The organism is Labrys okinawensis (assembly GCF_002982075.1).
GTDB classification, from domain to species: domain Bacteria; phylum Pseudomonadota; class Alphaproteobacteria; order Rhizobiales; family Labraceae; genus Labrys; species Labrys okinawensis_A.
This window is the reverse complement of sequence record NZ_PUEJ01000011.1, coordinates 94,608-120,205: the sequence shown is the minus strand read 5'-3', so window position 1 is coordinate 120,205 and position 25,598 is coordinate 94,608. Positions and strand designations below refer to the sequence as shown.

Annotated in this window: 22 protein-coding genes; 17 read left to right on the top strand and 5 right to left on the bottom strand. The window is 61.0% G+C overall.

Annotation, left to right across the window (positions count from 1 at the left end; genetic code table 11):
• Nucleotides 1-87: 87 nt before the first annotated feature.
• Nucleotides 88-300, bottom strand: coding sequence for a hypothetical protein (locus C5L14_RS25115; RefSeq protein WP_105864807.1), 213 nt, complete (start codon nucleotides 298-300; stop codon nucleotides 88-90).
• 486 nt (nucleotides 301-786) lie between these two features.
• Between C5L14_RS25115 and C5L14_RS25110 the strand changes: the two genes are divergently transcribed.
• The 8 genes from C5L14_RS25110 (at nucleotide 787) to C5L14_RS25075 (ending at nucleotide 10,160) form a co-directional block, all read left to right on the top strand.
• Nucleotides 787-2,445, top strand: a complete 1,659-nt coding sequence (locus C5L14_RS25110; protein ID WP_105864884.1) for a putative bifunctional diguanylate cyclase/phosphodiesterase — start codon at nucleotides 787-789, stop codon at nucleotides 2,443-2,445.
• A gap of 41 nt (nucleotides 2,446-2,486) precedes the next feature.
• Nucleotides 2,487-3,011 (top strand): ubiquinone biosynthesis methyltransferase UbiE, encoded by a 525-nt coding sequence (locus C5L14_RS25105; protein ID WP_105864806.1) that lies wholly within the window; start codon nucleotides 2,487-2,489, stop codon nucleotides 3,009-3,011.
• Nucleotides 3,012-3,016: 5 nt separating this feature from the next.
• Nucleotides 3,017-4,192: a methyltransferase domain-containing protein gene (locus tag C5L14_RS25100; protein ID WP_428832659.1), complete on the top strand. Its 1,176-nt coding sequence runs from the start codon at nucleotides 3,017-3,019 to the stop codon at nucleotides 4,190-4,192.
• Entirely contained in the window at nucleotides 4,189-6,537 is a 2,349-nt protein-coding gene (locus C5L14_RS25095) for a SpoIIE family protein phosphatase (protein WP_105864804.1), read from the top strand. Before C5L14_RS25100 ends, C5L14_RS25095 begins: the two co-directional genes overlap by 4 nt.
• 4 nt (nucleotides 6,538-6,541) lie before the next feature.
• Nucleotides 6,542-7,102 carry a slr1658 superfamily regulator gene (locus tag C5L14_RS25090; protein WP_105864803.1) on the top strand — a complete coding sequence of 187 codons (561 nt, stop codon included), beginning with the start codon at nucleotides 6,542-6,544 and terminating at the stop codon, nucleotides 7,100-7,102.
• A gap of 3 nt (nucleotides 7,103-7,105) precedes the next feature.
• Nucleotides 7,106-7,456: a slr1659 superfamily regulator gene (locus C5L14_RS25085; RefSeq protein WP_105864802.1), complete on the top strand. Its 351-nt coding sequence runs from the start codon at nucleotides 7,106-7,108 to the stop codon at nucleotides 7,454-7,456.
• Between the two features lie 362 nt (nucleotides 7,457-7,818).
• Nucleotides 7,819-9,597, top strand: a complete 1,779-nt coding sequence (locus tag C5L14_RS25080) for an ABC transporter ATP-binding protein/permease (protein WP_105864801.1) — start codon at nucleotides 7,819-7,821, stop codon at nucleotides 9,595-9,597.
• Between the two features lie 347 nt (nucleotides 9,598-9,944).
• A complete protein-coding gene (locus C5L14_RS25075; protein WP_105864800.1) occupies nucleotides 9,945-10,160 on the top strand; it encodes a ChaB family protein in 216 nt (71 codons plus the stop codon).
• Between the two features lie 82 nt (nucleotides 10,161-10,242).
• Here C5L14_RS25075 and C5L14_RS25070 read toward each other — a convergent pair whose 3' ends face one another.
• From C5L14_RS25070 to C5L14_RS25060, 3 genes are all read right to left on the bottom strand, one after another.
• Nucleotides 10,243-10,683 carry a YeeE/YedE family protein gene (locus tag C5L14_RS25070; protein ID WP_105864799.1) on the bottom strand — a complete coding sequence of 147 codons (441 nt, stop codon included), beginning with the start codon at nucleotides 10,681-10,683 and terminating at the stop codon, nucleotides 10,243-10,245.
• The gene (locus C5L14_RS25065) at nucleotides 10,680-11,087 is read right to left on the bottom strand and encodes a YeeE/YedE family protein (RefSeq protein WP_105864798.1); all 408 of its coding nucleotides are present in this window, start codon (nucleotides 11,085-11,087) and stop codon (nucleotides 10,680-10,682) included. Before C5L14_RS25065 ends, C5L14_RS25070 begins: the two co-directional genes overlap by 4 nt.
• Nucleotides 11,088-11,233: 146 nt before the next feature.
• Nucleotides 11,234-12,091 carry a universal stress protein gene (locus C5L14_RS25060; RefSeq protein ID WP_105864797.1) on the bottom strand — a complete coding sequence of 286 codons (858 nt, stop codon included), beginning with the start codon at nucleotides 12,089-12,091 and terminating at the stop codon, nucleotides 11,234-11,236.
• Between the two features lie 262 nt (nucleotides 12,092-12,353).
• Between C5L14_RS25060 and C5L14_RS25055 the strand changes: the two genes are divergently transcribed.
• The 3 genes from C5L14_RS25055 to C5L14_RS25045 all read left to right on the top strand — a co-directional run bounded on the left by C5L14_RS25055 (nucleotide 12,354) and on the right by C5L14_RS25045 (nucleotide 16,995).
• Entirely contained in the window at nucleotides 12,354-13,754 is a 1,401-nt protein-coding gene (locus C5L14_RS25055; RefSeq protein ID WP_105864883.1) for a bifunctional enoyl-CoA hydratase/phosphate acetyltransferase, read from the top strand.
• The gene (gene mgtA / locus C5L14_RS25050) at nucleotides 13,751-16,360 is read left to right on the top strand and encodes a magnesium-translocating P-type ATPase (protein ID WP_105864796.1); all 2,610 of its coding nucleotides are present in this window, start codon (nucleotides 13,751-13,753) and stop codon (nucleotides 16,358-16,360) included. The genes C5L14_RS25055 and mgtA overlap by 4 nt, the downstream gene beginning before the upstream one ends.
• A 116-nt stretch (nucleotides 16,361-16,476) precedes the next feature.
• Nucleotides 16,477-16,995 (top strand): GNAT family N-acetyltransferase, encoded by a 519-nt coding sequence (locus C5L14_RS25045; protein ID WP_105864795.1) that lies wholly within the window; start codon nucleotides 16,477-16,479, stop codon nucleotides 16,993-16,995.
• Between the two features lie 30 nt (nucleotides 16,996-17,025).
• Here C5L14_RS25045 and C5L14_RS25040 read toward each other — a convergent pair whose 3' ends face one another.
• On the bottom strand, nucleotides 17,026-18,654 hold the full coding sequence (locus C5L14_RS25040; protein ID WP_105864794.1) for an MBL fold metallo-hydrolase: 1,629 nt from the start codon (nucleotides 18,652-18,654) through the stop codon (nucleotides 17,026-17,028).
• 263 nt (nucleotides 18,655-18,917) lie between these two features.
• Between C5L14_RS25040 and C5L14_RS25035 the strand changes: the two genes are divergently transcribed.
• From C5L14_RS25035 to C5L14_RS25010, 6 genes are all read left to right on the top strand, one after another.
• Nucleotides 18,918-19,145: a hypothetical protein gene (locus tag C5L14_RS25035; protein WP_105864793.1), complete on the top strand. Its 228-nt coding sequence runs from the start codon at nucleotides 18,918-18,920 to the stop codon at nucleotides 19,143-19,145.
• A gap of 44 nt (nucleotides 19,146-19,189) precedes the next feature.
• Nucleotides 19,190-19,429: a hypothetical protein gene (locus C5L14_RS25030; RefSeq protein ID WP_105864792.1), complete on the top strand. Its 240-nt coding sequence runs from the start codon at nucleotides 19,190-19,192 to the stop codon at nucleotides 19,427-19,429.
• Between the two features lie 141 nt (nucleotides 19,430-19,570).
• Nucleotides 19,571-20,554: a zinc-dependent alcohol dehydrogenase family protein gene (locus tag C5L14_RS25025; RefSeq protein ID WP_105864882.1), complete on the top strand. Its 984-nt coding sequence runs from the start codon at nucleotides 19,571-19,573 to the stop codon at nucleotides 20,552-20,554.
• Between the two features lie 235 nt (nucleotides 20,555-20,789).
• Nucleotides 20,790-21,758, top strand: a complete 969-nt coding sequence (locus tag C5L14_RS25020; RefSeq protein ID WP_105864791.1) for an HlyD family secretion protein — start codon at nucleotides 20,790-20,792, stop codon at nucleotides 21,756-21,758.
• Nucleotides 21,755-24,472 (top strand): ribosome-associated ATPase/putative transporter RbbA, encoded by a 2,718-nt coding sequence (gene rbbA, locus C5L14_RS25015; RefSeq protein WP_105864790.1) that lies wholly within the window; start codon nucleotides 21,755-21,757, stop codon nucleotides 24,470-24,472. The genes C5L14_RS25020 and rbbA overlap by 4 nt, the downstream gene beginning before the upstream one ends.
• A gap of 1 nt (nucleotide 24,473) precedes the next feature.
• Nucleotides 24,474-25,592: an ABC transporter permease gene (locus C5L14_RS25010; RefSeq protein WP_105864789.1), complete on the top strand. Its 1,119-nt coding sequence runs from the start codon at nucleotides 24,474-24,476 to the stop codon at nucleotides 25,590-25,592.
• Nucleotides 25,593-25,598 lie beyond the last annotated feature (6 nt).

Sequence of the window (25,598 nt, the reverse complement as noted above, 5' to 3'; positions counted from 1 at the left end):
GAGCCAGGCCGGCATCTGCTCCTGTCGAACCAGAACTTCGATGTCCAAGCATGGCGCGCGGGGATCGGAACCCTCGCGACGGCACCGCTATTTTCGCCAAGCGCTTTCGTTCTTCTGCTCGTAATCGCTGAATGCTTTCGAGAGGCCAGTAAGAACTTCGGCAGACGTCTCGAACATTGCCTTCAGCTGCGGCTCGTCCACCTTATCGATATCCTCGCGCAGATGATCGGTAATCTCCCGCAAGCGAGCCTTCGTCTGCCGGATGTGATGTCTGGGATCACCGTCGGTTTGGCTGACCATAGCTTGCTCCTCCTACACAGGCATCCCCCAGCCCAGCCGGACATGCGGCTGTTAACCTAACCACATCGCCTCGGCACCCGTTCCCGATGATGCAAATGGGCTGAGCAGATTGTGACGCCCTGTCCACCTTCCGCAGACGCGCTGCATACGGCGAGGATGGATCAACAGGGCAGCCGGCGGTGGTAACGCCCATGGTTATGACATCGAGGAACAGTCGAGGAACCGATCGCAGCGGCCATCGATCCAATCATCTCAGACTGCGGCCTCGTCAATGCCGGCACTCATCGGCTGTGGTGCGGACAGATTGGAGATCGCCCGCCGCTCCAGCTTACAAAGCTAAATTCTGAATTGTATTCGATGTAAAATTTGGAGTAGGAATTTACCTCGAATGTGTGGCTGTCTGAGCAATCATCAGAGGACCAGGAATTGTTCCGCTTTCGGAGAAAGTCTAAGTTACCAAAAGGCACCCCAGTAAAAGTTAGAAAAATTACGTCTGACGAACAGGCTCTTTCAGAATTTCTTAAACATACACATGAATTAGCCTCTTTTTACGATAGCGATTTAAGCCTTATTCAATTCTCCGCACGGCTTGAGACTGTGCGCAGTGGCAACCTGCCCCTTGGTGCGAGCCTGTTCGATATCTATCCTGGCGCTGCTACAGGCGAAGCAAAGAGAGCCCTAGACAAGGTACTTCTTACCAGGGCTCCCACAACCTTCAATATTACCGCCGCGCCCAATCGCGAAGTGCAGGTCTGGGCATTTCCCGCCGCCGACGGGATCGGCCTGATCGAAGTGGCGAATTCTCCTGCGAGGGCCGCGGAGGCCGAACACAGCAAACTGATGTATCAGGCTAATCATGACGTGCTGACGGGCCTCCAGAACCGGCAGCGCCTGAGTGAGCGCCTCAAGGAAATCTTGACGCCGAATGACGGCCTGCACGTGCGTTCGGCCCTGCTGCAGATCGATCTTGATGATTTCAAATCGGTCAACGACACGCTGGGGCACGGCACGGGCGACACGCTCCTCAAACTGGCCGCCGATCGGATTCGAGGTGTACTGCAGGAGGGCGATTCTGCCTTCCGCTATGCCGGCGACGAATTCGCGATCATCCAATATGGCAAGGACCCGAAAGAAGCGGAGAGTGTGGCGCAGGCTCTCGTCGACGCTTTCAAGATACCCTTCATCATCAATGGAATGCCGCTCTTCGTCGGGGCCAGCGTCGGCGTCGCCTTCGGCCCTCAGCATGGTACACAGGGCGAGGAACTGATGAAGGCGGCTGACATCGCGCTTTATGCTGCCAAGGGAGAAGGACGCGGCTGCGTGCGGACTTTCAATCGCTCGATGATGCTTTTGATCGAGCAACGCGAAAGCCTCAGGCGTAGCCTTCGATTGGCTCTGGAACGGCGAGAACTTCTGCTCGAATACCAGCCCCTGCTCCGCTCATCCGGCCAGATCGTTGGCTTTGAGGCGCTGTTGCGCTGGGATCACCCGGAAATTGGGCGGATAACACCCAACGTTTTCATTCCTATCGCGGAGTCGGATGGCCTGATGGAGGAAATCGGCCGTTGGGTGCTGGAAGAAGCCTGCCGGCAGGCAATGACCTGGCCAGACTCCCTGAACGTCGCCGTCAATCTGTCGCCCGCGCAGTTCCTCGGCGGGTCCATCACCGACGTCGTGGCTCAGGTCATCGACAGCACCGGCATAAACGCTGGCAGAATAGAACTGGAAATCACGGAATCGGTGCTGCTGGAGGAGACCGTGGATAATTTGGATACCCTGAACACACTTAACGTGCTGGGTATCCGCATCTCGCTGGACGACTTCGGCACACGCTATTCCTCCCTCAGCTATCTGAAGAATTTTCCCTTCGATTCGTTGAAAATAGACAAGTACTTCATTCAAGATATCGAGAAGGAACACAAAAGTCAGACGATCGCTCGAGCGATTATTGCCATGGCACACGGTCTCGACATGATGGTAACAGCCGAAGGGGTCGAAACGGCCATGCAAGCTCGATGGCTGATCAACGAAGGGTGTGACATCCTCCAAGGCTATCATCTCGGCCGGCCCATGAGTGCGGAAAAGGCACGAATATTCGCATCCAAGGCCAGAGCCCCACGAAGGCGCCGCGAACGCATCAACTGAAGACGACACATTCCACTGGGATCTCAATAGCAGAGAAGCATATGGCGCCGAACGTCAATCACAACGCTACATTGGATCATGATTTTCACATCATGGTGCAAATTGATATGGAAATGGAGGCTTTCAACTCCAATTGGACGCATTGCGATTATATTTCAACCTTTCTAGCTCGGATGATAAGCCACAACCGGCCGGATTCCGTGCTATTCACGAACTTGTTTTCATCTGCACTCAATGAATTGCTGGAGATCACATTCCGAAGCAATCATGTCGGAGGGACTTTTGTCTGCAAGATTTCGCGCCAAGGTGACACCGAGAGGGTCGAACTCACCTTCACCTGCAGCCAAGATGAACGCGATTTCTTCAAGCAAGCGGTAGCTCGCCTTCGAAGCAGCCGCGCTGAAGCCGACTATATGGATTCATTGGCGGACGCCACCGAGGTGGGCCGCGATATGCTCCTGGTCGAACTTGCCGTCAGCTACAGCGCTGCTGTGACCCTGACCACCGTTGGGGATGACACCATTACGCTCACTGTCGATCTGCCACTTGGAGGCCTCACACATTGAGCGCGATTCCCTTCGCCTATGATGTGCGCTTCAAAGCGCAATTCGACCTTAGCAATCAGGAGTACTCGCTTTCGGGGACGCTGCGACCCCAGTCCTTGAACGAGTTGGCCTCGTGCCTGGCGTTATTGCGGGATTCGATTAATCGCGTAAGAGGCGTGTTCTATGTGAATGTCCGGCGGCTCTCCCAGATGAACAACCTGGCATTCCACGCCTTCGCGCGTGTACTGCTGGATGCCAGCCGGGACAGGCCGGACCTGCAGTTTGTCATCGTGACCTCCAGCGTGGTCGGATGGACGACGGAGAAGTTCGGGCGTTTGAGCCGGATCCAGCCGGCCATCAAAGTCCAAGAGTATGACGCTAATTTCTACCCGGGTCAGAGCTTTCTCGAGGAAGGCGGCTTCATCCCTGTCCTGCGCACCCAGACCAAGATGACATGGCGGCACGAACGCGACATCTTGCCTCGTCACGGCATGCGTCCCGGGATCTACATGGCGGATATCTGTTGCGGTATCGGCGATTTCGCGGCGCTCGTTCAGAGAGAATTCACGCCCGCACGAATTGTCGCGCTCGACCACTCACGCTCGAGCCTTGCCTATGCACGCAGGGTAGCGTCGGAATTCAAGATCAGCGGGATTGAGTACGTCTATGGTGACGCCTCGGAGATGTTGCTGGAAGACAATCAGTTCGATCTCGTGACCTGCCGTCACTCCCTGCAGATATTTGACCGTCCGGCACTAATTCTCAAGGAAATGTACAGAATCTGCAAGCCTGGCGGCCGCGTCTATATTACCAATGAAAAGATATCTCAATGTTTGGGAGAGCCCCGCGGTGAGTCCATTCAATGGACGTATAATGAGCTGTCCAAGCTCTTTACTCATTTCAACATGGATCTCGAGCTGGGTCCCAAGAGCCGCCATTATCTGATGGATGCCGGTTTCGACGATATTCGTGCCGAGTCCATCATGGTAACCAATCTCGACGGAGATCCCCAGGACTTCGCCGATATGATTCATGCGTGGGAGAATACTTTCGCAGGAGAAATGTCCCAAAAACGCGGCGACGATCCCGAGTTCATCGAGCAGTTTCGCAAGGGCTTCCAGGACCATATCTTCGCGGCATTGCATCCGAAGGGATATGCAGGCTGGCCGATCTGGATTGCGTCGGGGCGAAAGCCGCTATGAGTAAGGAGCCAGGAAATTCGTCGCGATTTGGCCTGCGCTCATTCCGAGCGAAATTCGTGCTGGTTGTCGGTGGCGCAGTCCTGTTCGACCTGTTGATCAGCGGTGGACTTGCTCTTTGGAACGTGAACCGGCTTTCGGTGGATGCCACCCAGCAGATCGGCCTCGGCCTGACCAAGGCAACCGGCGAATACCTGCACAATTACATCGATACCACAGCCGAACGGACCGATCTGCTGCTCGACCAGGTCCATACGGAGGTCAACATTCTTGCCGCCTCGACGCAGGCCCTGATCGATCATCCTCAGATCGCGGCGAAGGTGGGTGAAGCGATCGAAGGTGACCCGACCTTCTCCACCCCTCTTGTCTATAACCCGTCCAGCAATTGGTGGCAGAACGGAGCTGGTGATCCGTCGGCTGTGACAGTTTGGGGCTATCTTCTCAACGCGACCAAAAATCTCCCGCCCGACGTTGCGAAAATTGTACGCGACAGCACGGCCTTCAACATCTTCGGTCCTGCTGTCCAGGCGAATGGCACCCGAAAGCTGCAGGTCTACTTCATCGGTCCAAAGAGTGCTCCAATTCTGCGTTCGACGCCCTACACCGATCAAGGCGCAACGTTCGACCGGGTCTACCCGGGCCACAATGCGACGAACTGGTGGGACTTCTTTTTTCCCGAACTTTACGAGGACTGGCAGCGCTGGATCAAGGATCCGGCAAGCAAGCCGGTCAATGAGAAGATCACCACGCTTTCCCCGTATAAAGATGGCGTTACCGGCAAGCTGATCGTCAGTTTCTTCGAGCCCGTCTGGACCAAGGACCGGAAAGACGTCGCCGGCGTCGTCGGTGCCGACCTCACGCTGGACCAGATGGCGGACATCGTGCAAAGCGTGAAAATCGCGGATACCGGCTTTGCATTTCTCGCCATGTCGAATGGCAATGTACTCGCCGTAACGCCCGAAGGTGAAAAGACGCTCGGTATCGGCAATTCAAGCCCGACGGTCTTCGACCGGTCTCTGCGAAAAAGTGCCGATGCGGCCGTGGCGGCGCTTCCCCTCGATCAGAACAACGATGGTGTCATTCAGACAATCCCGCTCGATCGCAATGGTGAAAAGGTCAACTACATCGTCGTCCTCAAGAAACTCAGGCCGACGAACATGTGGAGCGCAGGTCCCATAACTAAGGAAACGATGACGGTCGGCATCGTCGTTCCCGAACACGAGATATATGCCACGCTGATTGCGGCTCAGGATAGCATTTCCAAAGCGACCAACCGCATCCTTCTCTACCAGCTGGCGGCGATCTTCGTTGCGCTCTGTATCGTATTCGCTGCGGTATTCGGGCTGTCGAAGCGTATCACGGCCGGCCTCAGCGCCCTGGCCGGGGCGGCACGCAAGCTGCAGGCCAAGGATTATTCCGTCCGCGTCCACATTCCGACAAGAGACGAGGTCGGCGAGGTCGGCGTCGCCTTCAATCGAATGGCCGAGGAGATAAGTTACCATACTGAGAACCTCGAGAAGCTCGTCGAGGATCGCACACGCGATCTCGAAAATGCCAATCTGGAAATCTCCTCGCTCAACGAACAGCTGCGCAGCGAAAATCTGCGGCTCGGCGCCGAGCTCGACGTGGCCCGTCAGATCCAGAGAATGGTGCTCCCCAAAGAAGGTGAACTGAATGATGTGCCGGGGGTAGAGATTGCGGCCTATATGCGGCCTGCAGACGAGGTTGGGGGCGACTATTACGACGTGTTGCGCGACGGTCAGAAGCTCAAGGTCGGAATTGGCGACGTAACCGGCCATGGCCTCGAAAGCGGTGTTCTGATGCTGATGGTACAGTCGGTCGCACGGGCGCTGCAAGAAACAGGCGAGAATAATCCCACGCAATTCCTTGATCGACTCAATCGAGCAATATTCAAGAACCTTGAGCGAACCAATTCAGACAAGCATCTGTCTCTCTCCTTTCTGGATTATGAGAACGGCAAGCTGACGCTTTCAGGCCAACACGAGGAAGTTGTAGTGGTGCGTGCAGGTGGCGGCGTCGAGCGCATCGATACGATCGATCTGGGATTTCCGATCGGCCTCGAAAAGGACATTTCGCCTTTCGTCGCCACCCGCAACATAGCCTTCTCAAGCGGCGACGTGGTGGTGCTGCATACCGATGGCGTGACCGAGGCGGAGGGCGGAAAGGGCGAACTGTTCGGCTTGGATCGTCTCGTAGAGAGCGTACGCCAGCGTCATGGCTCGAGCGCCGAGGAAATAAAGAATGGAATTGTCCAGGATCTGATGGACTACATTGGAACTAGTAAGATTCACGACGACATAACACTCGTCGTTATCAGGCACAGGTAACATCATGACCACTTTGTACGGATCAAAAGATATTGTGATCGGTATGGACGAACGTGTCAGCCGCGTAAGCCTATTCGACGGGCCTCTCGACCTGAGATGGCATCATTGCGCGACGACATCGGACTTCATCGCCGACATATTCGCCCTGCCCTTCCGGACATCCCGAAACGACTATCGCGCGGTCCGGCACAATATCGGTTATCTCGTGAACGAATTGATCGAGAATGCGGTCAAATTCCACGAGCCCGGCGAGATCAGAGTCGAGGTGGCCATGGGTACCGATGCCTTCAAGGTCAAGGTCTCCAATGTGATCAGTTCCGACACAGCCGCCTCGTTCCAGGCACTGCTGGCCGAGATCACGGTCGGTGACCCCGGTGACCTGCTCATTGAACGCATCGAGGCCAATGCGGCAGATCCGGAGACTTCCGGATCGGGCCTCGGGTTGCTGACTCTGATGAATGATTACGGCGCTCGCCTGGCATGGATTTTCAACCCCGTCGAAGACGGCAGCCGCGTGCAGGTCGGAACATTCGCCACCCTTCCCGTCACTCTGTTGCAACAGTGAATCATGAAGCCAAATACAGAAATCACGACCGACGAATATCGAGTCTGGACCGAAGACAACGTCATCCGTTTCTACGGCACGATGCGGCTGTCAGGAACGGATGCATATGCTCCGATCATGACGCTCATGACCGACGTCCTGACAGCCTCACCGGCGACGATCGTTCTCGACCTGACCGATCTCGAATTTCTCAATTCTTCGGGGATCAACTTATTGGCAAAATTCACAATCGAGGTGCGCAAGCACCCGAATGTAGCACTCGTCGTGCGTGGCAGCTCCGAGATCCCGTGGCAAAGCAAGTCGCTACCCAACCTCAAGAAGCTGCATCAGGCGATCTCCCTGCAAATCGATTGAGCAATTTGTCACGCATCAATACGCGACCGCGCACGTGAAAAAGCGTCCATGCTGGCCTCGTTCGCCAGCATGGATTCTGAATCAGAAATTATCGGGTACCGGGATCCCATAGCGCTTCATAAAGGTCGAAAAACGCTCTAGGGGCAGCGCAGAGCGCTCGGAGTGACGGCCTTCGACATGGTGCACTTCCCAGAAATGGAGACTGCTCCAGACCGAAAACCGCTATCCGAAGAGTTTGCAACATCGCCTTCGCGACAGCCGTTTCCTTGAGCAAGATCAAGGGGCGCCTCGCCAAAATCGTGTTCCCATGACCGGCACCGGTGTGAACGGACGATTTCCTGGCTGTCCTGGAGGTGTTGCACATGGCTGTCGCAAGCGGCGAAGCCACCCTCAAGCCTGTCGATGATGCCCAGGCAGCTTTGATGCCCGAGCTTGGCATGATGCTACGCGCATTCTGGGTGTCTCCGATCCGAATGAACTTTGTCGCATTGGCTTTCGCGATTGTGATCGTCATTGCCCTCACCGCCTATGGCCAGATCAAGCTCAACGAATGGAACCAGCCCTTCTATGATGCGCTGGCGCGAAAGGATTGGCAGGAATTCGTCCATCAGCTCTTTCGCTTTGCTCAAATTGCCATCGCTCTCCTTGTGATGAACGTTGCGCAAGTCTGGTTAAATCAATCGATAAAAATCAAACTGCGCCAAGGCCTTGTTGACGACCTCATCGAGCAATGGCTGAAGCCGGGAAGAGCTTTTCGGCTCTCGACGCGCCCGATCGGGATCAACCCGGACCAGCGCATGCATGAAGATGCGCGCCACCTGACGGAACTCTCGGCAGACCTGGGCATAGGTTTGCTGCAGGCCTCGGTGCTGCTTTCCAGCTTCGTCAGCGTCCTGTGGGCATTGTCGAGCGGCTTCGTCTTCCACCTGGGAACGGCCACCCTGGCCGTGCCCGGTTACCTGGTATGGGCTGCCGTTTTCTATGCGGGCACGGCCTCTCTGCTGAGCTATCTGGTGGGCCGGCCGCTGGTCGGCCTGAATGCCGAACGTTATAGCCGCGAGGCGGATTTGCGCTATGGACTGATGCGAGTCAGCGAGCACATCGATGCGATCACCCTTGCGAATGGCGAGCCCGATGAGAGACGCCGGATCACCATCGATCTGGCCAAGGTCCTTGCCGCCATGAGAAACCTCGCATGGGGCCAGACGAGGCTCACCTGGATCACGGCAGGCTATGGCTGGACCGCTCTGGTCGTGCCGATCGGAGTAGCGGTGCCCGCCTATTTTTCCGGCTCCCTGTCACTCGGCGGTTTGATGGTGACAGTCGGCGCGTTCAACCAGGTCCAATCCTCCCTGCGCTGGTTTGTCGACAATTTCAGTGTGATCGCGGATTGGCGTGCAACGCTGCTGCGGGTCTCGAACTTTCGCCGGGCGGCGGCGCAAGACGACACGGAGGGAGATGGCGCCGATCAGATACAGTGGGCCGAAGGCGAACCGGGACATTACCGGCTGGATCGCCTCTGCGTCTTCGTCCCCGGCGGAAGCACGCGGCTGCGGGAGGAAAGCACCACCGTCGAAGCTGGCGAGAAGGTGGCGATTATCGGAGAGCGGCGGAGCGGCAAGACCCTGCTCTTCCGCGCCCTGGCGGGACTTTGGTCATGGGGATCGGGCAGCATTGTGCGCCCGAAGGGGGAGGCGATCATGTACATGCCTCGTACCCCCTACCTGCCGCCGGGGAATTTGCGCGACGCCCTCGCCTACCCCGCTCCGGCCCAGTCTTTCGAGACGAGGTCTTATGAAACGGCCCTCGACAGGGTCGGTCTGAAAGGGCTGGCGACCGCGCTAGACGAACCAGGACGCTGGGATCGCCAGCTCAATGAAGACGAACAGCAGGCACTCGCCTTCGCCCGCCTCATCCTGCACAAGCCGGCCTGGATCGTCATGGACGAAGTGCTGGACTCCGTCACGGGAGAAACGCATCGGCGCTTCCTGCAAATCCTTCACGAAGACCTGAAGCGGAGCGGCGTCATCCACATCGGCCGTAGCGAAGGGCACGACCATCTGTTCGCGAGAGTCCTCCATCTCGTGCCGGCCAGGAGGGCATCCGAACGCGCCGGAGAGCGGCATTCGGTGCGGGCCTGAATGGCGCAGTCAGGCGCTTGCGGCGTATGCCATGATCCAACGTAGGATTTCCCGCTCCTGCGGCGAGGACCAAACAAGCACAATCGCCCGGATGCGAGCTCCCCGGTCGGAGATCCGGTGTTTGCGATAGATCAACGTCATGCCTCCCGATGTGCCCAAAGTGCAGAAGGAATCTTCAAGCAGAGAGACGTGACGATATGATCGAGGTCCTCGTTGACCAATTTACCAACGATCTCAAAACACTGGCGTGGCTGGCGGCACTCCTCCTCGGGGTGTGCCTCAGTATCTTCGTGGCCTACAGGGCTTTGCGACGGCGCTGAAGTGTCCCCTGATTGACAGGAAGAACAATGCCCTATCCGACGATCGAAGATCTGCCGCTGATGCTACGGGCAAGGCTGCCCCATCACGCCCAGGAAATCTACCGCGCGGCCTTCAACCATGCCTGGGAGGACAATGTTCGGTGCAACTCGCGCCGGCGCGAGGAAATAGCTCACCGTGTCGCCTGGACGGCCGTGAAAACCAGATATCACAAGGAAGGCGACCACTGGGTTGCACTGCCCTAACCGCCCCAGCTCCCGGTTACGCCATTGGCTGGCTGCGATGCTGCCCGATGCAAGCCGGGACCGTCCCTTTTCTCTAGCTTCGTCACTCGCCCTCTCTGGCGAAAAGGCGGTCCCAGGCCAGCATTCCCAGGACCGTGGCGGCGACAAAGAGCAACACGACCGGCCTGGCCGTCGACAGGGCCGCGATCGCAGGTCCCGGGCAAAATCCGGCAAGGCCCCAGCCCACGCCGAAGAGCAAGGCGCCGAGGAGAAGCGGCCGGTCGATCCTCGTCTTGGCAGGAAGATGGAAGCGCTCGTCGAGCCAGGGACGAGACAGGTGGCGCTGCAGGAAAACGCCGGGAATGGCGACCAGTACCGCGCCCGCGAGGACGAAGATCAGGCTCGGATCCCAATGGCCACTCGCAACATTCAGGAAACCGAGCACCCGGGCCGGATCGATCATGCCTGATATTGCAAGCCCCAGCCCAAAAATCACACCGGCCAGCAGCGAGATGGCGGGCCGGAACAGACTGCCGCCATTCATCGCACCAACTCCAGCACGGATGCCGTGAGCAGACCGCTGCCCAGGAACGTGACGGTTGCCACGATCGAGCGTCGCGAGAAGCGGGCGACGCCGATGATGCCGTGCCCGGACGTGCAACCCGATCCCATCCGCGTGCCGAAGCCGACCAGCAGGCCTGCCAGCGCGACCAGCGGCCATGGCGTGGATACGGTCATGGCCGGCAGAGATCCTTTGAAGACGGCAAAGACGAGCGGACCGAGCACCAGCCCGACGATAAAGGCGCCATTGTCGACAACGCGTTGGCCTCCCAGAAGGCGACCGACGATGCCGCTTATGCCTGCTACTCTGCCATTGGCAAGCAGAAGCAGCACGGCAGCAGCTCCGATCAGCATTCCGCCGAACAACGGGTTCCAGTAAACCACCATGGCATCCTCTCGGCCTGATCAGGCATGACGCAACCTTCAAGCCTAGGCCCGCCTCATCCCGCTCCTCATCTGACCCGCCAGCATAGGCCGGCAGACCCCAATATTCGCCTTCGGGCCAGAAACAGCGCCATGGCCGGCGGGCCTGGTCAATGCGCCATCAGAATGGGCAGGTCCGCCTTGTCGAGCACATGCCGGGTGAGCCCACCGAGGAAGGCCTGGCGCAGGCGGCTATGGGTATAGGCTCCCATGACCAGCAGCGTCGCGCCAGCCCGTTCGCAGGCTGCCAGGACCTTCTCGCCGTCGCCGCCGGCGATATCCGGCACCAGTCCCGCTCTCTCCACGACCACCCCGTGCCAGTGCAGATAATCGGCCAGATCCGCGACACCGTTTTGCCGGTCCATCTCGGAGGGAATGGTGATGATCGAGATCTGCTCCGCCTCATGCAGCAATGAAATGGACTGACCGACGGCACGTGCCCCTTCCAGGCTGCCGTTCCAGGCGATCACCACATGGCGGAGCAGATTGTCCGGCAGGCGTTCCCCCAGCATCAGCGTCGGCCGCCCCGAAGAGAAGACCGCCGCATCGAACGCCGCCGCGTCGAAGGGGCTGCCTTTGGTGGGATTGTCGACGATGATGAGATCGTTGACGCGTCCGTTGAGCGCCACGAGGGTCTCGACGTCACCGCTTCTTTCGGTCCAGGAAGCGAAGGTGGCATCGAGCCTGCGATCGGGCTGCAGCGCGACCCGGCTCCCGGCACACCAGCGTTCGAATGCCTGCTTTCCGGCCGCAGCCAGGGCCTTGGCCTCGCAGGAGACATTGCACTGGGGTGGCACGGCGCCTGCGCCGACCAGAAGAACGGGTGGCGCGACGATCGCCAGGTCGGGCCTGACATAGAGCGTGTTGATATGGGCATGCGTATGCTTGGCGAGCCCCAATGCGGCCGCCAGGCGACGCTCGGGCCGCACGCCCGGGCCAGTGGGAACCAGAATGCAGCGAAGTGGCACGGCGGATCTCCTCAAGTGACGCTTCCCGTTCTAGGCTCGGCACGGCCTGCGGCATTGAGCTGAATCAAGTCCCGGTGCCCCGGCATGCGCGGCGTCCACTCCTTGATCCGCGTCAAGGCCGATCGAGGGGCCCCGATTAGAGTCGGCCCACCGGTCACGGGCATTTCAATTCGCGCGCGCCCATCCGGCCCGGGTTCATCGGCTGGATCCGGCTCCTCGACGATGTGCCTGGAACCCATGTGCAGCAACCATGAACGAAATCATGTCCACGACCCTGCCGGTCAATCGCTCCTTCGACGCATTGGCAATCGGGAACTCCGCCAGCCTTAAGCGGACTGTCCGCGACGACGATATCAAGCTCCTCGCAATGGCATCGGGCGACCTCAATTCGGGTGATCCCAACCACGCGATGGGCGATGCCGTTCGACCCGCCGTCATTCACAGCATGTGGGCGGCTAACCTGATCTCGGCAGTGCTGGTCACACAATTGCCCGGGCCCGGCACGATCTACCGCAGCCAGACGCTCGAATTCCACCATCCCGTGTCGGTGGGAGACACGATAACGGCCACCGTGACCGTTCAGGCGAAAGACCCCGCGGACAGCACCGTCACCTTCGAGACCCGCTGCGTCGATCAGGCAGGCCGAGATGTGCTCGCCGGCATCGCCGTCGTCATCGCACCATCGGAGGAACTGGCATGTCGACCTGCGCCGCCGCAGGAGGCGTCGCGCCAGCACCAGCATCGGTTCGCCCCCTTCTTGCGCGAAGCCCGCGCCTTGCCGCCGCTCACCACGGCGGTGGTCCATCCATGCCAGCCCGAGGCCATCCAGGCCGCACTCGAAGCCCGCGCCGAAGGGCTGATCGAACCCATTCTGGTTGGCCCGGACGCCAAGATCCGCGCCGTGGCCGAACAGGCTGGCCTGAGCCTGGAGGGCATACGCATCGAGGCCACTGAACACAGCCACGCCGCCGCGGAGCGAGCAGTCGCCCTGGCCGCCACTGGCCATGCCGCCGCCTTGATGAAGGGTAGCCTCCATACGGACGAGTTGCTGGCCGCCGTGGTCGCGCCGCAATCCGACCTGCGCACGCAGAGGCGCATAAGCCACGTCTATGTCCTGGACATACCGGCCTATGCCAGGCTGGTGGTGGTCACCGACGCGGCCATCAACATCGCCCCCACCCTCGAGCACAAACGCGATATCTGTCAGAATGCCATCGATCTGTTGCATGTGCTCGGCATCGACGAACCGAAGGTCGCCGTTCTCGCGGCGGTTGAAACGGTGAATGCCGCCATGCCCGCGACCCTGGACGCAGCGGCACTCAGCGTCATGGCGGCGCGGGGACAGATCACGGGTGCCAAGGTCGACGGCCCGCTTGCCTTCGACAACGCCGTCGATCTCGCTGCCGCCCGCATGAAGGGCATTGTCTCGCCGGTCGCGGGACAGGCGGACATTCTGGTCGCGCCCGACCTCGAAGCGGGAAACATGCTGGCCAAGCAGCTCATCTATCTTGGAGGAGCGGACGCCGCAGGCCTCGTTCTCGGCGCCCGCGTTCCCATCATCCTCACCAGCAGATCGGACCCGGTCGACGTCCGCCTCGCCTCGATCGCGCTCGCCAAACTAGCGGCCAAGGGAAAATCCTCTCGAACAGGTGCGGCGCCATGACATCGACGGCACCATCCCAGCTTTCGCAAGGCGAAGCGGCTGCGTTCTGGACGCACTCGCCGAAAGATTGGCTCGACACGTTGGACTGCGGCAACCAGGGCCTGACTTCGGGCGAGGCAGAAAAAAGGCTGGCGAGGTTCGGCCTCAACGCCGATAGGAAAGGCCAGCACGAGACAGCGCTGCATGCGATCCTGCGCCGGCTGCTGGAACCGCTTTCGCTCATTCTCTTTGGTGCCGGGCTCGTCTCCATCGCAACCGGCGATGCTATCGGCGGCGCAATCATCGTCGCAATCCTAGTCCTCTCCATCGGGCTGGATACTTTTCAGGAAGGGCACGCGACACGGGCAGCCGAGGCACTCCGCCGCTCGGTCGCCCTCAAGGCCGAGGTCAAGCGCGATGGCAGCTTCAAGCAGGTTGCCGTCGAGAATGTCGTGCCCGGCGACCTCGTCCGCATACGCGCCGGTGACGTCATTCCGGCCGATGCTCTCATCGTGGAAAGCACGGCCTTCACCGCGGCCGAGGCAGCCCTGACGGGAGAGCCCTATCCGGTTGCGAAATCCCCGGGCACGGTGCGTTCAGCCAATCCGGCGGATGCCTCGAATGCGGTGTTTCGGGGTGCCGTCGCACAGACGGGCGAGGCGATTGCGTTGGTGATCGCAACCGGGCGAGCGACCATCTTCGGCACCGCCGCCAGCATGCTCGGGGAGGCGAGCGCTCCCTCCCCGTTCCAGCGTGACCTGCGTGAATTCGGCCTGGTGATTGCTCGCTTGACCTTGGCCCTTGTCGTGCTGGTTCTGGCCGCACGCGTGATGTTCGGCCGGCCGCCCCTCGATTCTCTTCTGTTTGCCGTCGCGCTCGCCGTCGGGCTGACCCCCGAATTGCTGCCAATGATCACCACGGTGACGCTTTCGCGCGGAGCGATCCGCCTGGCGCGTCGCAGGGTCATCGTCAAGCGACTTGCGGCCATTCACGATCTCGGGGCCATGACTGTCCTTTGCACCGACAAGACGGGCACATTGACCTCGGCCCAGATCACGCTCGCCAAGAGCATCGACGTCCACGGCTTGCAGACGGGGCGTCCAGCCGGCCTGGCGGCGGTCGCGGCAGATCTGGGCGGCGACCGGGGATCGCTCGATGCCGCCTTGATCGCTGCCGAACAAGAGCCCTCCCATTCCTGGGCCCTCCTGGGGCGTCGCCCCTTCGACTATACGCGCAGGCTGGGTTCCGTCCTCGCCAAGGGGCCGGATGGCCCGATGCTCATCGTCAAAGGTGCACCGGAGGCTGTCCTTGGTTTGTGCTCGCATATGAAAGACGGGGCACAGATCCTGCCTTTGACGGCGGAAGAGCGGACGAAGGCGCTGGAAATCCTGCACGGCATGGCTCAGGAGGGGCTGCGCAGCATCGCCGTGGCCACACGGCCCTGGCCGGAGCAAGGGCAGGAAATCACCGAAAAGGACGAACAATCTCTGACCTTGGAGGGATTTTGTGCGTTCGCCGATCCGCCCAAGCCGACGGCCGGCCCTGCCATCGCCCACCTTGCCAAGATCGGCGTAAAGCTCAAGATTCTCTCCGGGGACGATCCGCTCGTCGTGCGAAGATTGGCCGGACTGGTCGGCCTCGATGGACGGACGGTTCTATCGGGAAGCGACATTGCCAAACTCGACGAAGACGCTCTGGCGGTACACGTCCGGTCGGTCGATGCCTTTTCAAGGCTGACGCCTGATCAGAAGTCTCGCATCATCAAGGCGTTGCAAAAATCACAGGCGGTCGTCGGCTATCTCGGCGACGGCATAAACGATGCGCCCGCGCTGAAAGTTGCCGATATCGGCCTGTCGGTCGAAGGCGCCACCGGGGTCGCCCAGGCTGCCGCGGACATGATCCTGCTGGCTTCCGATCTCGAGGTCGTCGCCGCCGGCGTGGAAGAAGGACGACGAACTTTTGCGAATATCCTCAAATATGTCCGCATGGGTGCCAGTTCGAATTTCGGCAATATGCTCTCCATGGCGCTGGCATCCATTTTGCTGCCTTTCCTGCCCATGCTGCCGACCCAAATTCTATTGAACAACCTGCTCTATGACCTGTCGGAAATCGGCATTCCCTTTGACCAGGTCCGCCGCGAGGCGATCGCCGAGCCTCAGGTCTGGGACATGGGAGGATTGCTACGTTTTGCAGCCATTATGGGCCCTGTATCCTCGCTCTTTGATTTTCTGACCTTTGCAGTCCTGCTGGCCATCTTCCACGTCGCCCCCGACGAGTTCCGGACCACCTGGTTCCTGGAATCGATGGCCACGCAGATCTCGGTGATCTTCCTGATCCGCACCGCTGGTCGCCCCTGGCGCAACCGGCCAAGTCCGATGCTGGTGGCTTCGTCCCTGTTTGCCCTGCTGGTCGCGCTCGTCGTGCCCTTCACACCACTCGGCCCCTGGTTTGGCTTCGTCGCACCACCTCCTGGTTTGCTCCTGGCCATGGCGGGCATCGTTATCCTCTATCTCGTCTGTGTCGAACTGCTGAAGCCCCTGGCCATCGGCAGGCCACCGAAACCCGGCATTCACAGGGATCCCGTGCCAGCCGCGGCACGCAAGGTGCAGCGTTCCTTTCCTCGATGACCGAGCCGGATTTCAGGCTCGAATCCACCACGCGATTTGATCGGCCTCAACGACAGACCCAGCGAGAATTGAGAAAAGAATGACGGACAGCGCAGTTGTCGCCAAGGAGATCCGACATGAACGAACCGGTCGAGGAACTGAAAACACGGACGGGACTGGTAATCCGGGTCAGGCCTGTCACGCCTGACGACGCTCCCGTCCTGAGCGACTTGTTTCATCACCTGCGCAGGGAAGATCTACGGTTCCGCTTCCTGTCGGCCATCAGTGAGGTCGGCCCGGAATGGATAAGCAGGATGGCGAATGCCGATCACGACCACGTCGAGACCTTTCTTGCCTTCGATCAGGCCAACAATATGGCCGTTGCCACCGCCATGCTGGTTCGCAGCGACGATGGGCAGCGCGGCGAAGTCGCCATCAGCGTCCACGGCGAGTACCGAAATCGGGGGATTGGTTGGGAATTGCTGAGCTTCGTGGCCGAGCAGGCGCGCCGGCGCGGCATGCGCCGGATCGAATCCCTCGAGAGCCGGGCCAATTACGACGCCATTGAACTGGAGCGCAATATGGGCTTCAGCGTCTCGCCGGTGCCGGGCGATGCCACGCTGGCCCTGGTCTCCAAGGACCTTGCAACGCCTTGATCCGCCGGATCAGAAACGGTCGAGGATGCGCTATGACGGGGCGTCCTCATTTGCCAATGCCCGGCGCAAGCGTCGGATGATCACGCGCCTGGCGCGCTCGTCCGCAGCCTGTGCCGTCGTCTGGCTGATGTCCAACAAGAGCTCGGACAATTCGTTGTTCCAGTCGAGCCGCCCGGCATTTTCCGGCGCGATGCGTGGCGGATGCGGACGGTCGAGGCGTTGCCCAATTCCGCCATTCAGCGAGAAGACCTCGTCGATCGATGGCACCAATACGGGCAACCCGGGCCGGGCACCTGCCAGGCTGTTCTTGAACGCGGCGATGGCCTCGCGCTCGCCATGGGTCAGAAAGACATTGCCCTCGACAGGCAGCCGCGCCAGCAGCCACGACAGCAGATCTCCTGCATCGGCGTGACCGGAATACAGATCGATGGATCGGATGCGGGCGCGGACCTCCACCTCCTCGCCCATCAGCCGCACGCGGGAGGTGCCATCGAGAAGGAGGCGGCCGAGCGTGCCCTGGGCCTGGTAGCCCACGAGCAGGACCGTCGCTTCCTCCCGCCATAGCCAGTTGCGCAGATGGTGACGGATGCGCCCCGCCTCGCACATGCCACTGGCGGCAATGACGATGTGGAAGTTACGGAAGCGGGAAATCGCCTTGCTCTGCTCCACGCTCTCGGTGAAATGCACATTCGGTGCTTGCAAGGCCGATGTCAGGGCCTCGCCATCCGGCATCTGGCTGGCATATTTCGCGAATACGCCACTGGCGGCGGTCGCAAGGGGTGAATCGATGAAGATCGGCGTCCTCGGCAGTTCATTCGCATTCATCAGGCTGACCAGATCGACCAGCAGTTCCTGCGTTCGTTCGACGGCAAAGGACGGGATCAGCAAGGCCCCGTTGGAGCGTGCGGCCTCCTTGACCTCGCGGCGCAGCAGGTGCCGCCGTTTTTCAGTCGAAGCATCGGCCCGGTCCGTATCACCATAGGTCGACTCGCAGACGACATAGTCGAAACCTGCCGGCGCTTCGGCATCGGCCTGCAACAATTTGTGGCCGGGGCCGAGGTCCCCGGAAAACAGCAGTCTCGTAATCTTGCCGACCTCATCCGTGATCTCGACCTCGATCGAAGCCGAGCCCAGCAGATGGCCTGCGTTCCAGAAGCGAGCCCTGATCCCGATGGCGACGCGTAGCCAGGTCTTGAAGGCAGCGGGCCTGAAGAGAGCCAGCGTAGCGGTGGCATCCTCGACGGTATAGATCGGCGTAACGGTCGGCAGGCCGCGGCGCCGGTTGCGTATATTGAGTTGCTGGACCTCGGCCTCCTGGATATGGCCCGAGTCCGGCAGCATGACCGAGCATAGGTCGAATGTGGCCGCCGTCGCGAAGATCGGGCCGGTGAAGCCCTCTCGCATGAGCTTGGGCAATAGGCCGCTATGATCGATGTGCGCATGGGTCAGAAGAACGGCACCGATGCCGCGTGCATCGAAGGGAAACGGACGATAATTGAGTTCCTTCTCGGTCTTGGACCCCTGGAACAGACCGCAATCGACCAAAACCCTGGCCTTGGGCGTCTCGATCAGGAAGCAAGATCCGGTGACGGTCTGTGTGGCGCCGAAGAAGCTGAGGCGGGGAAAACTCTTCGGATCCGGGGAGGAGGACTCCGGCATGTCGCTGTTACCCTGTTTTTCAAATGCCAGGAGAATCTAGACCTCCATCGCACGGCGTTTCTTGCGGCAGATCAAAGCAGCCCCGGACCGGCCAGCCGGGCGGTGCGCATTCGCCTCGCCGGGCCCCTCCCGTGCAGACCGGCCGGGGGGCTCCATGCCGGGTTGGCTTGGAACGGAGCGCCGGCTTGACGCAGATCAACGCCGGTTCCGTCGAAGGCATCTAGCAATAGCGGCTTGATCAAGGCATTTCCGGAGAGCGCGCGGTGAGCAGCGGTTTGATCGAAGTGACGTCCAACGGGGAGCGATACGCCCTCAACCCCGACCAGGTGAAATATGTCAGCCTCGACAGCGGGGGAACGTCCTATGTGTCGTTTGGAGAACGGCACGGCCTGACGCTCAGCATCCCCTATGCCGAACTGGTCATGCGATTGAATGACTGGATGCGGCGAGAACCCGACATCACGCCGATCGGCTTGTCGGCGGCCGAGTGAGCCGCGCGATTGCACGGCGGCCAGCCGAAAGAATGGAGACGAGCATGGCACGGCAAAAATTGCCCGCGGTGCGGTTGGAACAGTTGTGTCTGCAAGAGATTCGCAAGGTGGCCGGTCTGCATGCGACACAATCGGTGGTCGTCAAACCGATGCGCCCTGGCGAACATCCCGGAAGACACCCATGGACCGTCGCAGACATCGAGCCTGATCCAGGAGGGGTGTCGACCTGGCAGAAAGCGTTCAACGCCGTCCTGCCGCTGCAGGGAAAATATGACCTGGAATAAAGCTCGGAAAGCCAGGCAGCAACGATTGTGGTGCGCCGGTCGACACCCACCTGCGATCTCCACCTGGTCGCTCGCGCTCGGTGGCTCCGACCAAAGTCTACGCCCGGATACACTTCCGGTAACCCGATCATGGACGATGCAATGAAGGCCATGGTGCTTCACCAGACAGGACAGCCGCTCCGTCTGGAGGTCCGTCCCGATCCGATGCCTTCGCCGGGCGAAGTGAGAGTGAAGGTCGAGGCGTGTGCCGTCTGCAGGACGGATCTGCATGTGGTCGACGGTGAACTGCCCGACCCGAGAACGCCGATCGTCCCCGGACACGAGATCGTCGGGATCATCGACCGAATCGGCAAGGGCGTAACAGGACTGGGCATCGGGACACGCGTTGGCATTGCCTGGCTCGGACACACATGCGGCCACTGTTCTTATTGCACCTCCGGCCATGAGAATCTGTGTGATGAGCCCGCCTTTACCGGCTATTCGCGCGACGGGGGATTTGCCACCCATGTCCTGGCGGATGCGGCCTTCGTCTTTCCCCTGCCACGATGCGAGGATCCCGCAGCCACGGCTCCCTTGATGTGCGCCGGCCTGATCGGCTGGCGCTGCCTGCGTATGGCTGGCGACGCACAGCGCCTCGGTCTCTATGGCTTCGGAGCCGCTGCCCATATTCTCGCCCAGGTGGCTCGCTGGCAGGGACGGGACATTTTCGCCTTTACGCGACCGGGCGACGTCAACGCCCAGAAGCTTGCGCTGTCGCTCGGCGCGGCCTGGGCCGGGGGATCCGACGAGCTCCCGGCTCAACCGCTGGATGCCGCCATCATTTTCGCCCCTGTCGGCGCCCTCGTGCCCCAGGCCCTGCGCGCCGTCCGCAAGGGCGGCAAGGTGGTCTGCGGCGGTATCCATATGAGCGACATACCGCAGTTTCCCTACCGCATCCTGTGGGAAGAACGGCAGCTCCTTTCAGTCGCCAACCTGACACGGGCCGATGCCGAGACGTTCCTGGAAATCGTGCCCAAGGCTGGCATCCGGACAACGGTCACTACCTACGCCTTGGAACAGGCGAACGAAGCCCTCGCGGATCTGCGAGCGGGCCGCTTTCAAGGCGCAGCGGTCCTGGTGCCCTGATTCCATTCGAGCGCCGTTCCGCCCTATCCTCCCGCTCCCAGGGCATCGTCAGGCCAGTTCGCCTGCAAACGGCAAGCGTTTGATCTGCATCAACCGGCTGCCCCCCAACTGACGGTAACGAGGATGGATAGGCGCCCGCCGGCGCACAATTCATTCAGGAGCACCTTCGTTGCGACAGCCCCTTCGCCTTTGCGTTCTCGCCGCTCTCGTGGCCGCCGCATGCACGATAAGCGGCATGTCCTTGGCCGCCGACCGGAACTCCGGCATCAGCGATCGACTGCGCAGCCTATGGAATGGCAGTGGCAGGGCCGCCTTGCCCGCCGATATCGCTTCCTCGAACGGGCGCATCGAAGCCGAACACGTATTGGTCGCAGCGAAATTCGCCGGGCGCGTGGCGGAGGTCCTTGTCGAGGAAGGACAAACCGTCGAGGCAGGTTCCGTCGTCGCCCGCATGGATGTGACCGACCTGCAGGCACAGCTCGCCGGCACGCGGGCGCAGGTCCGGCGGGCCGAAAAAACCATCGCCGAGGCCGAGGCAGCGCTGGCACAGCGCGAAAGCGAACTCGTCCTCGCGCATCAGGAGCTCGACCGCGCCTCCACCCTCGCCACGCGGGGCTACGGCACGACACAGCAACTGGACCTGAGGCGCAGCCAGCTCAATGTCGCGGAAGCAGCAAAGAAGGCCGGCATCGCCAATCTCGACGAAGCCAATGCGGCGGCAGATGCCGCCCGGGCAGAGGTTGCCCGCGTCAGCTCGCTGGTCGACGATGCCGTTCTGACGGCACCGCGACGGGGCCGTATCGAATACAAGCTCGTCCAGTCGGGAGAGGTCGTCGCAGCCGGTGCTCCGGTCGTCACTCTCCTCGACCTGTCAGACGTCTACATGACGATCTTCCTGCCGTCGCGGGCCGCGGGCCGCCTGGCTCTGGGCGACGAAGCCCGCATCATCCTCGACGCTGCCCCCGATTATGTCGTACCGGCCACCGTGAGTTTCGTGGCCACGGATGCCCAGTTCACGCCCAAGGCGGTCGAGACGGCCGATGAACGGGAAAAGCTGATGTTCCGCGTCAAGCTGAGGATCGCACCGACACTCCTAAGACAATACGAAGCCCGGGTTAAGACGGGCGTGCGCGGCGTCGCCTATGTACGGACCAGCCAGACCGCAGCCTGGCCGGATCGGCTTGTGGTGAAGCTGCCGCAATGACCGAGCCTGTCATCGAGCTGCGGGACGTCGTCCATCGCTACGGGCGGCATGACGCCTTGAGCCAGGTTTCCCTGGTCATACCCGCCGGCTGCATGGCCGGCCTGATAGGCCCTGACGGTGTCGGCAAATCGACCCTGCTTGGCCTCGTGGCGGGGGTCACACGCCCCCAGCAAGGCCAGATCCAGGTACTGGGAGGCGATATTCGTTCCACCGAACAATTGCGCCTCAATCGTTCGCGCATCGCCTATATGCCCCAGGGCCTCGGCCGCAATCTCTACCCGACCTTGAGCGTGGCGGAGAACCTGGACTTCTTCGGCCGGCTTTTCGGCCAGGACTCCAGCGAACGCAGCGCGCGTATTGCACAATTGCTGGAGGTGACGGGCCTGTCGGCATTTCGAGACCGGCCGGCGGCCAAATTATCCGGCGGCATGAAGCAGAAGCTCGGTATCTGCTCGGCCCTGATCCACGATCCCGAACTGATCATCCTGGACGAACCGACGACGGGGATCGATCCCTTGTCGCGGCGCCAGTTCTGGCGTCTGATCGAGCGCCTTCGCGAGGACAGTCCCCGGCTGAGTGTCCTGGTGGCAACCGCCTATATGGACGAGGCCGAGCATTTCGATTGGCTTGCGGCCCTGGATGCAGGGCGCGTGATCGCGCAGGGCTCGCCGAACGACATCAAGCGACAGGCCAATGCCCCGAGCCTGGAGGCCGCCTTCGTCGCTTTGTTGCCCGATGCCGGTAGCAAGGGCGAGCTGACGATCCCCCCGCGCCCCGCCGCTCCGGCAGATGGCCCGGCGGCAATCGAGGCTTCCGGCCTCACACGCCGTTTTGGGAATTTCACGGCCGTCGATCATGTCAGCTTCCGTATCGAAAAGGGCGAAATCTTCGGATTTCTGGGCTCGAACGGAAGTGGCAAGAGCACCACCATGAAGATGCTCACCGGGCTTCTGCCCGCGAGCGAAGGCGAAGCCCGCCTGTTCGGCCGCCCGCTGGATGCCGGCGACATGCAAACGAGACGCCGGGTCGGCTACATGTCCCAGGCCTTCTCCCTCTATGGCGAACTCACGGTTCGCCAGAACCTCGTCTTGCACGCCCAGCTCTTCGGCCTGGCGCGGACCGAGATCGAACCACGCGTGGCAGAAATGCTGAGCCGTTTCGATCTGCAGTCCGTCGCCGACACCTGGCCGGAAAGCCTGCCCCTCGGCATCCGCCAACGTCTGCAACTCGCCGTGGCGGTGATCCACCGCCCCGAAATCCTGATCCTCGACGAACCCACGTCGGGCGTGGATCCGGTGGCGCGCGACGGATTTTGGCGCTTCCTGCTGGCGCTTTCGCGCGAGGAAGGCGTCACCATCTTCCTGTCCACGCATTTCATGAACGAGGCCGAGCGGTGCGACCGCATCTCCTTCATGCATCAGGGCAGAGTGCTTGCTGTCGGAACGCCGTCGGAGTTGAAGGCACAAAGAGGCAAGTCGAATCTGGAAGACGCCTTCGTCGAGGTGCTCGAGCAGGCCGGCATGGCGAGTTCGATCGGCAAGGCCCGGACAGTGGCTCCGGCCGAGGCGGCATCCACCAGGCCAAGGCGGCTGGATGGGCGCAGACTATGGGCCTATGCCCGGCGCGAGACGCTGGAGATCATGCGCGACCCTCTACGCCTCGCCTTCGCTCTGATCGGCCCGGTCCTGCTCCTGCTCACTTTCGGATATGGCATCTCCTTCGACGTGGAGAAAATTCCCTACGCCGCTTTCGACCAGGATCAGTCCGCGCAGAGCCGGCAACTGCTCGAGAGTTTCGAGGGCTCCCGCTACTTCGCCCAGCAGCCCGCCATCCAATCGGCCGAGGAGCTCGAGACCCGGCTGCAGAGCGGAGAGCTGAAGCTGGCTATCGAGCTCCCATCCGGATTCGGCAAGGACCTGACGCGCCAGCTCGCCCCGCAAATCGGTATCTGGCTGGACGGGGCCATGCCCTTTCGCGCAGAGACCACCCGCGGCTATGTCACGGGCCTCGCAACGGCCTACCTCACCGATGCCGCAATGCGGCAGAAAGGGCGGGCAGCACCCACCTACCCGATCGGGATTGAGCCGCGTTTCCGCTACAATCAGGCGTTCCGGAGCGCCAATGCCATCGTTCCCAGCGTGATCGTGCTGATCCTGGTGCTCATCCCCGCGGTGATGACGGCCCTGGGCATCGTGAAGGAGAAAGAAACCGGATCGATCGCCAATTTCCAGTCGACCCCCGTCACCAAGATCGAATTCCTTCTGGGCAAGCAATTGCCCTATGCCGCAATCGCCTTCATCAGCTGCCTGACCTTGATCATGCAGGCTGTCTATCTCTTTCAGGTCCCGCTGCGCGGGTCTTTCCCCACCCTGTTGGCGGCGTCTTTCGCCTATGTGCTGGCCACCACCGGCTTCGGCCTGTTCGTATCCAGTTTCGTGCGCAGCCAGGTTGCGGCCATCTTCGCCACCGCCATCATTGCGATCATTCCCGCCGTCAACTTCTCCGGCCTGCTCGTGCCTGTGTCTTCCCTGTCGGGCGGGGGCCGCCTGATGGGTCTTGCCTTTCCGGCCGCGTGGTACCAGCCCGTCAGCGTCGGCGTGTTCGCCAAGGGACTGGGCTTCGGGGACCTCTGGCCCAATCTCGCCGTCCTCCTGCTGTTCGGCCTGGTCTTCATCGCAGCTTCCGTGCTCGCGCTACGCAAAAGGGGAGCCTGACATGGGCCGTCTCACCGCGATATGGCGGCTCGGCATCAAGGAACTCTTCAGCCTGAAGGCTGACCCCGTTCTGGTGGCCTTGATCCTCTACACTTTCACCTTTGCCGTCTACACGGTTGCCACCGGCGCGACCTTCGAGGTGAAGAATGCCTCGGTCGCCGTCGTCGACGAAGACCGCTCCTCCCTGTCCTTTCGTCTGCGCGACGCCCTGCTGAAGCCCTTCTTCGAAGAGCCGGTTCTCATCGACGCCGACGAGGTCGATCGCGCGATGAACGCTGGACGTTTCGTGTTCGTGGTCGAAATGCCCGCCAATTTCGAACAGGATGCCCTGGCCGGGCGCCATCCGTCGGTTCAGCTCAATATCGACGCGACGGCCATGTCCCAGGCCGGAAATGGTGCCTCTTACATCCAGAGCATCATCTACGAGGAAGCGCGGAAGGCCCTTCCCGGTGCGGGCAGTCCGACCCCGATCGACCTGGTAGTCCGGGCCAAGTTCAATCCCAATCTGCAATCGGCCTGGTTCACCGCCGTGATGCAGGTGATCAACAATGTCACGATGCTGGCGGTCATCCTCACGGGCGCCGCGCTGATCCGCGAAAGGGAGCATGGCACGATCGAGCATCTGCTCGTGATGCCCGTCACCCCCTTCGAGATCATGCTGGCCAAGATCTGGGCGAACGGGCTGGTTATCGTCGTCGCGGCCAGCCTCTCTCTCCTGATCGTCGTCGAGCACCTTCTGGGTGTTCCGGTCGCAGGTTCCCTCTTTCTGTTCGTCGGGGCAAGCATCGTCTACCTGTTCTCGGTCACCGCGCTCGGTATCCTGATTTCCACCGTCTCCACCTCGATGGCGCAATTCGGGTTGCTGGTGATGCCGATCCTCATCGTCATGAATCTGCTGTCGGGGAGTACCACGCCGATGGAGAGCATGCCCGAATGGCTCCAGACGGTCATGCAATTCACCCCCTCGCCTCATTTCGTCAGCCTATCCCAGGCCATCCTCTACCGAGGCGCCGACCTTTCCATCATCTGGCCCCAGCTTGCGGCGTTGACGGCGATCGGCGGTGTTTTCTTTCTGATCGCGAGCATACGTTTTCGCAAGGCACTCCTGGCGGCTCAGTAGGACGCG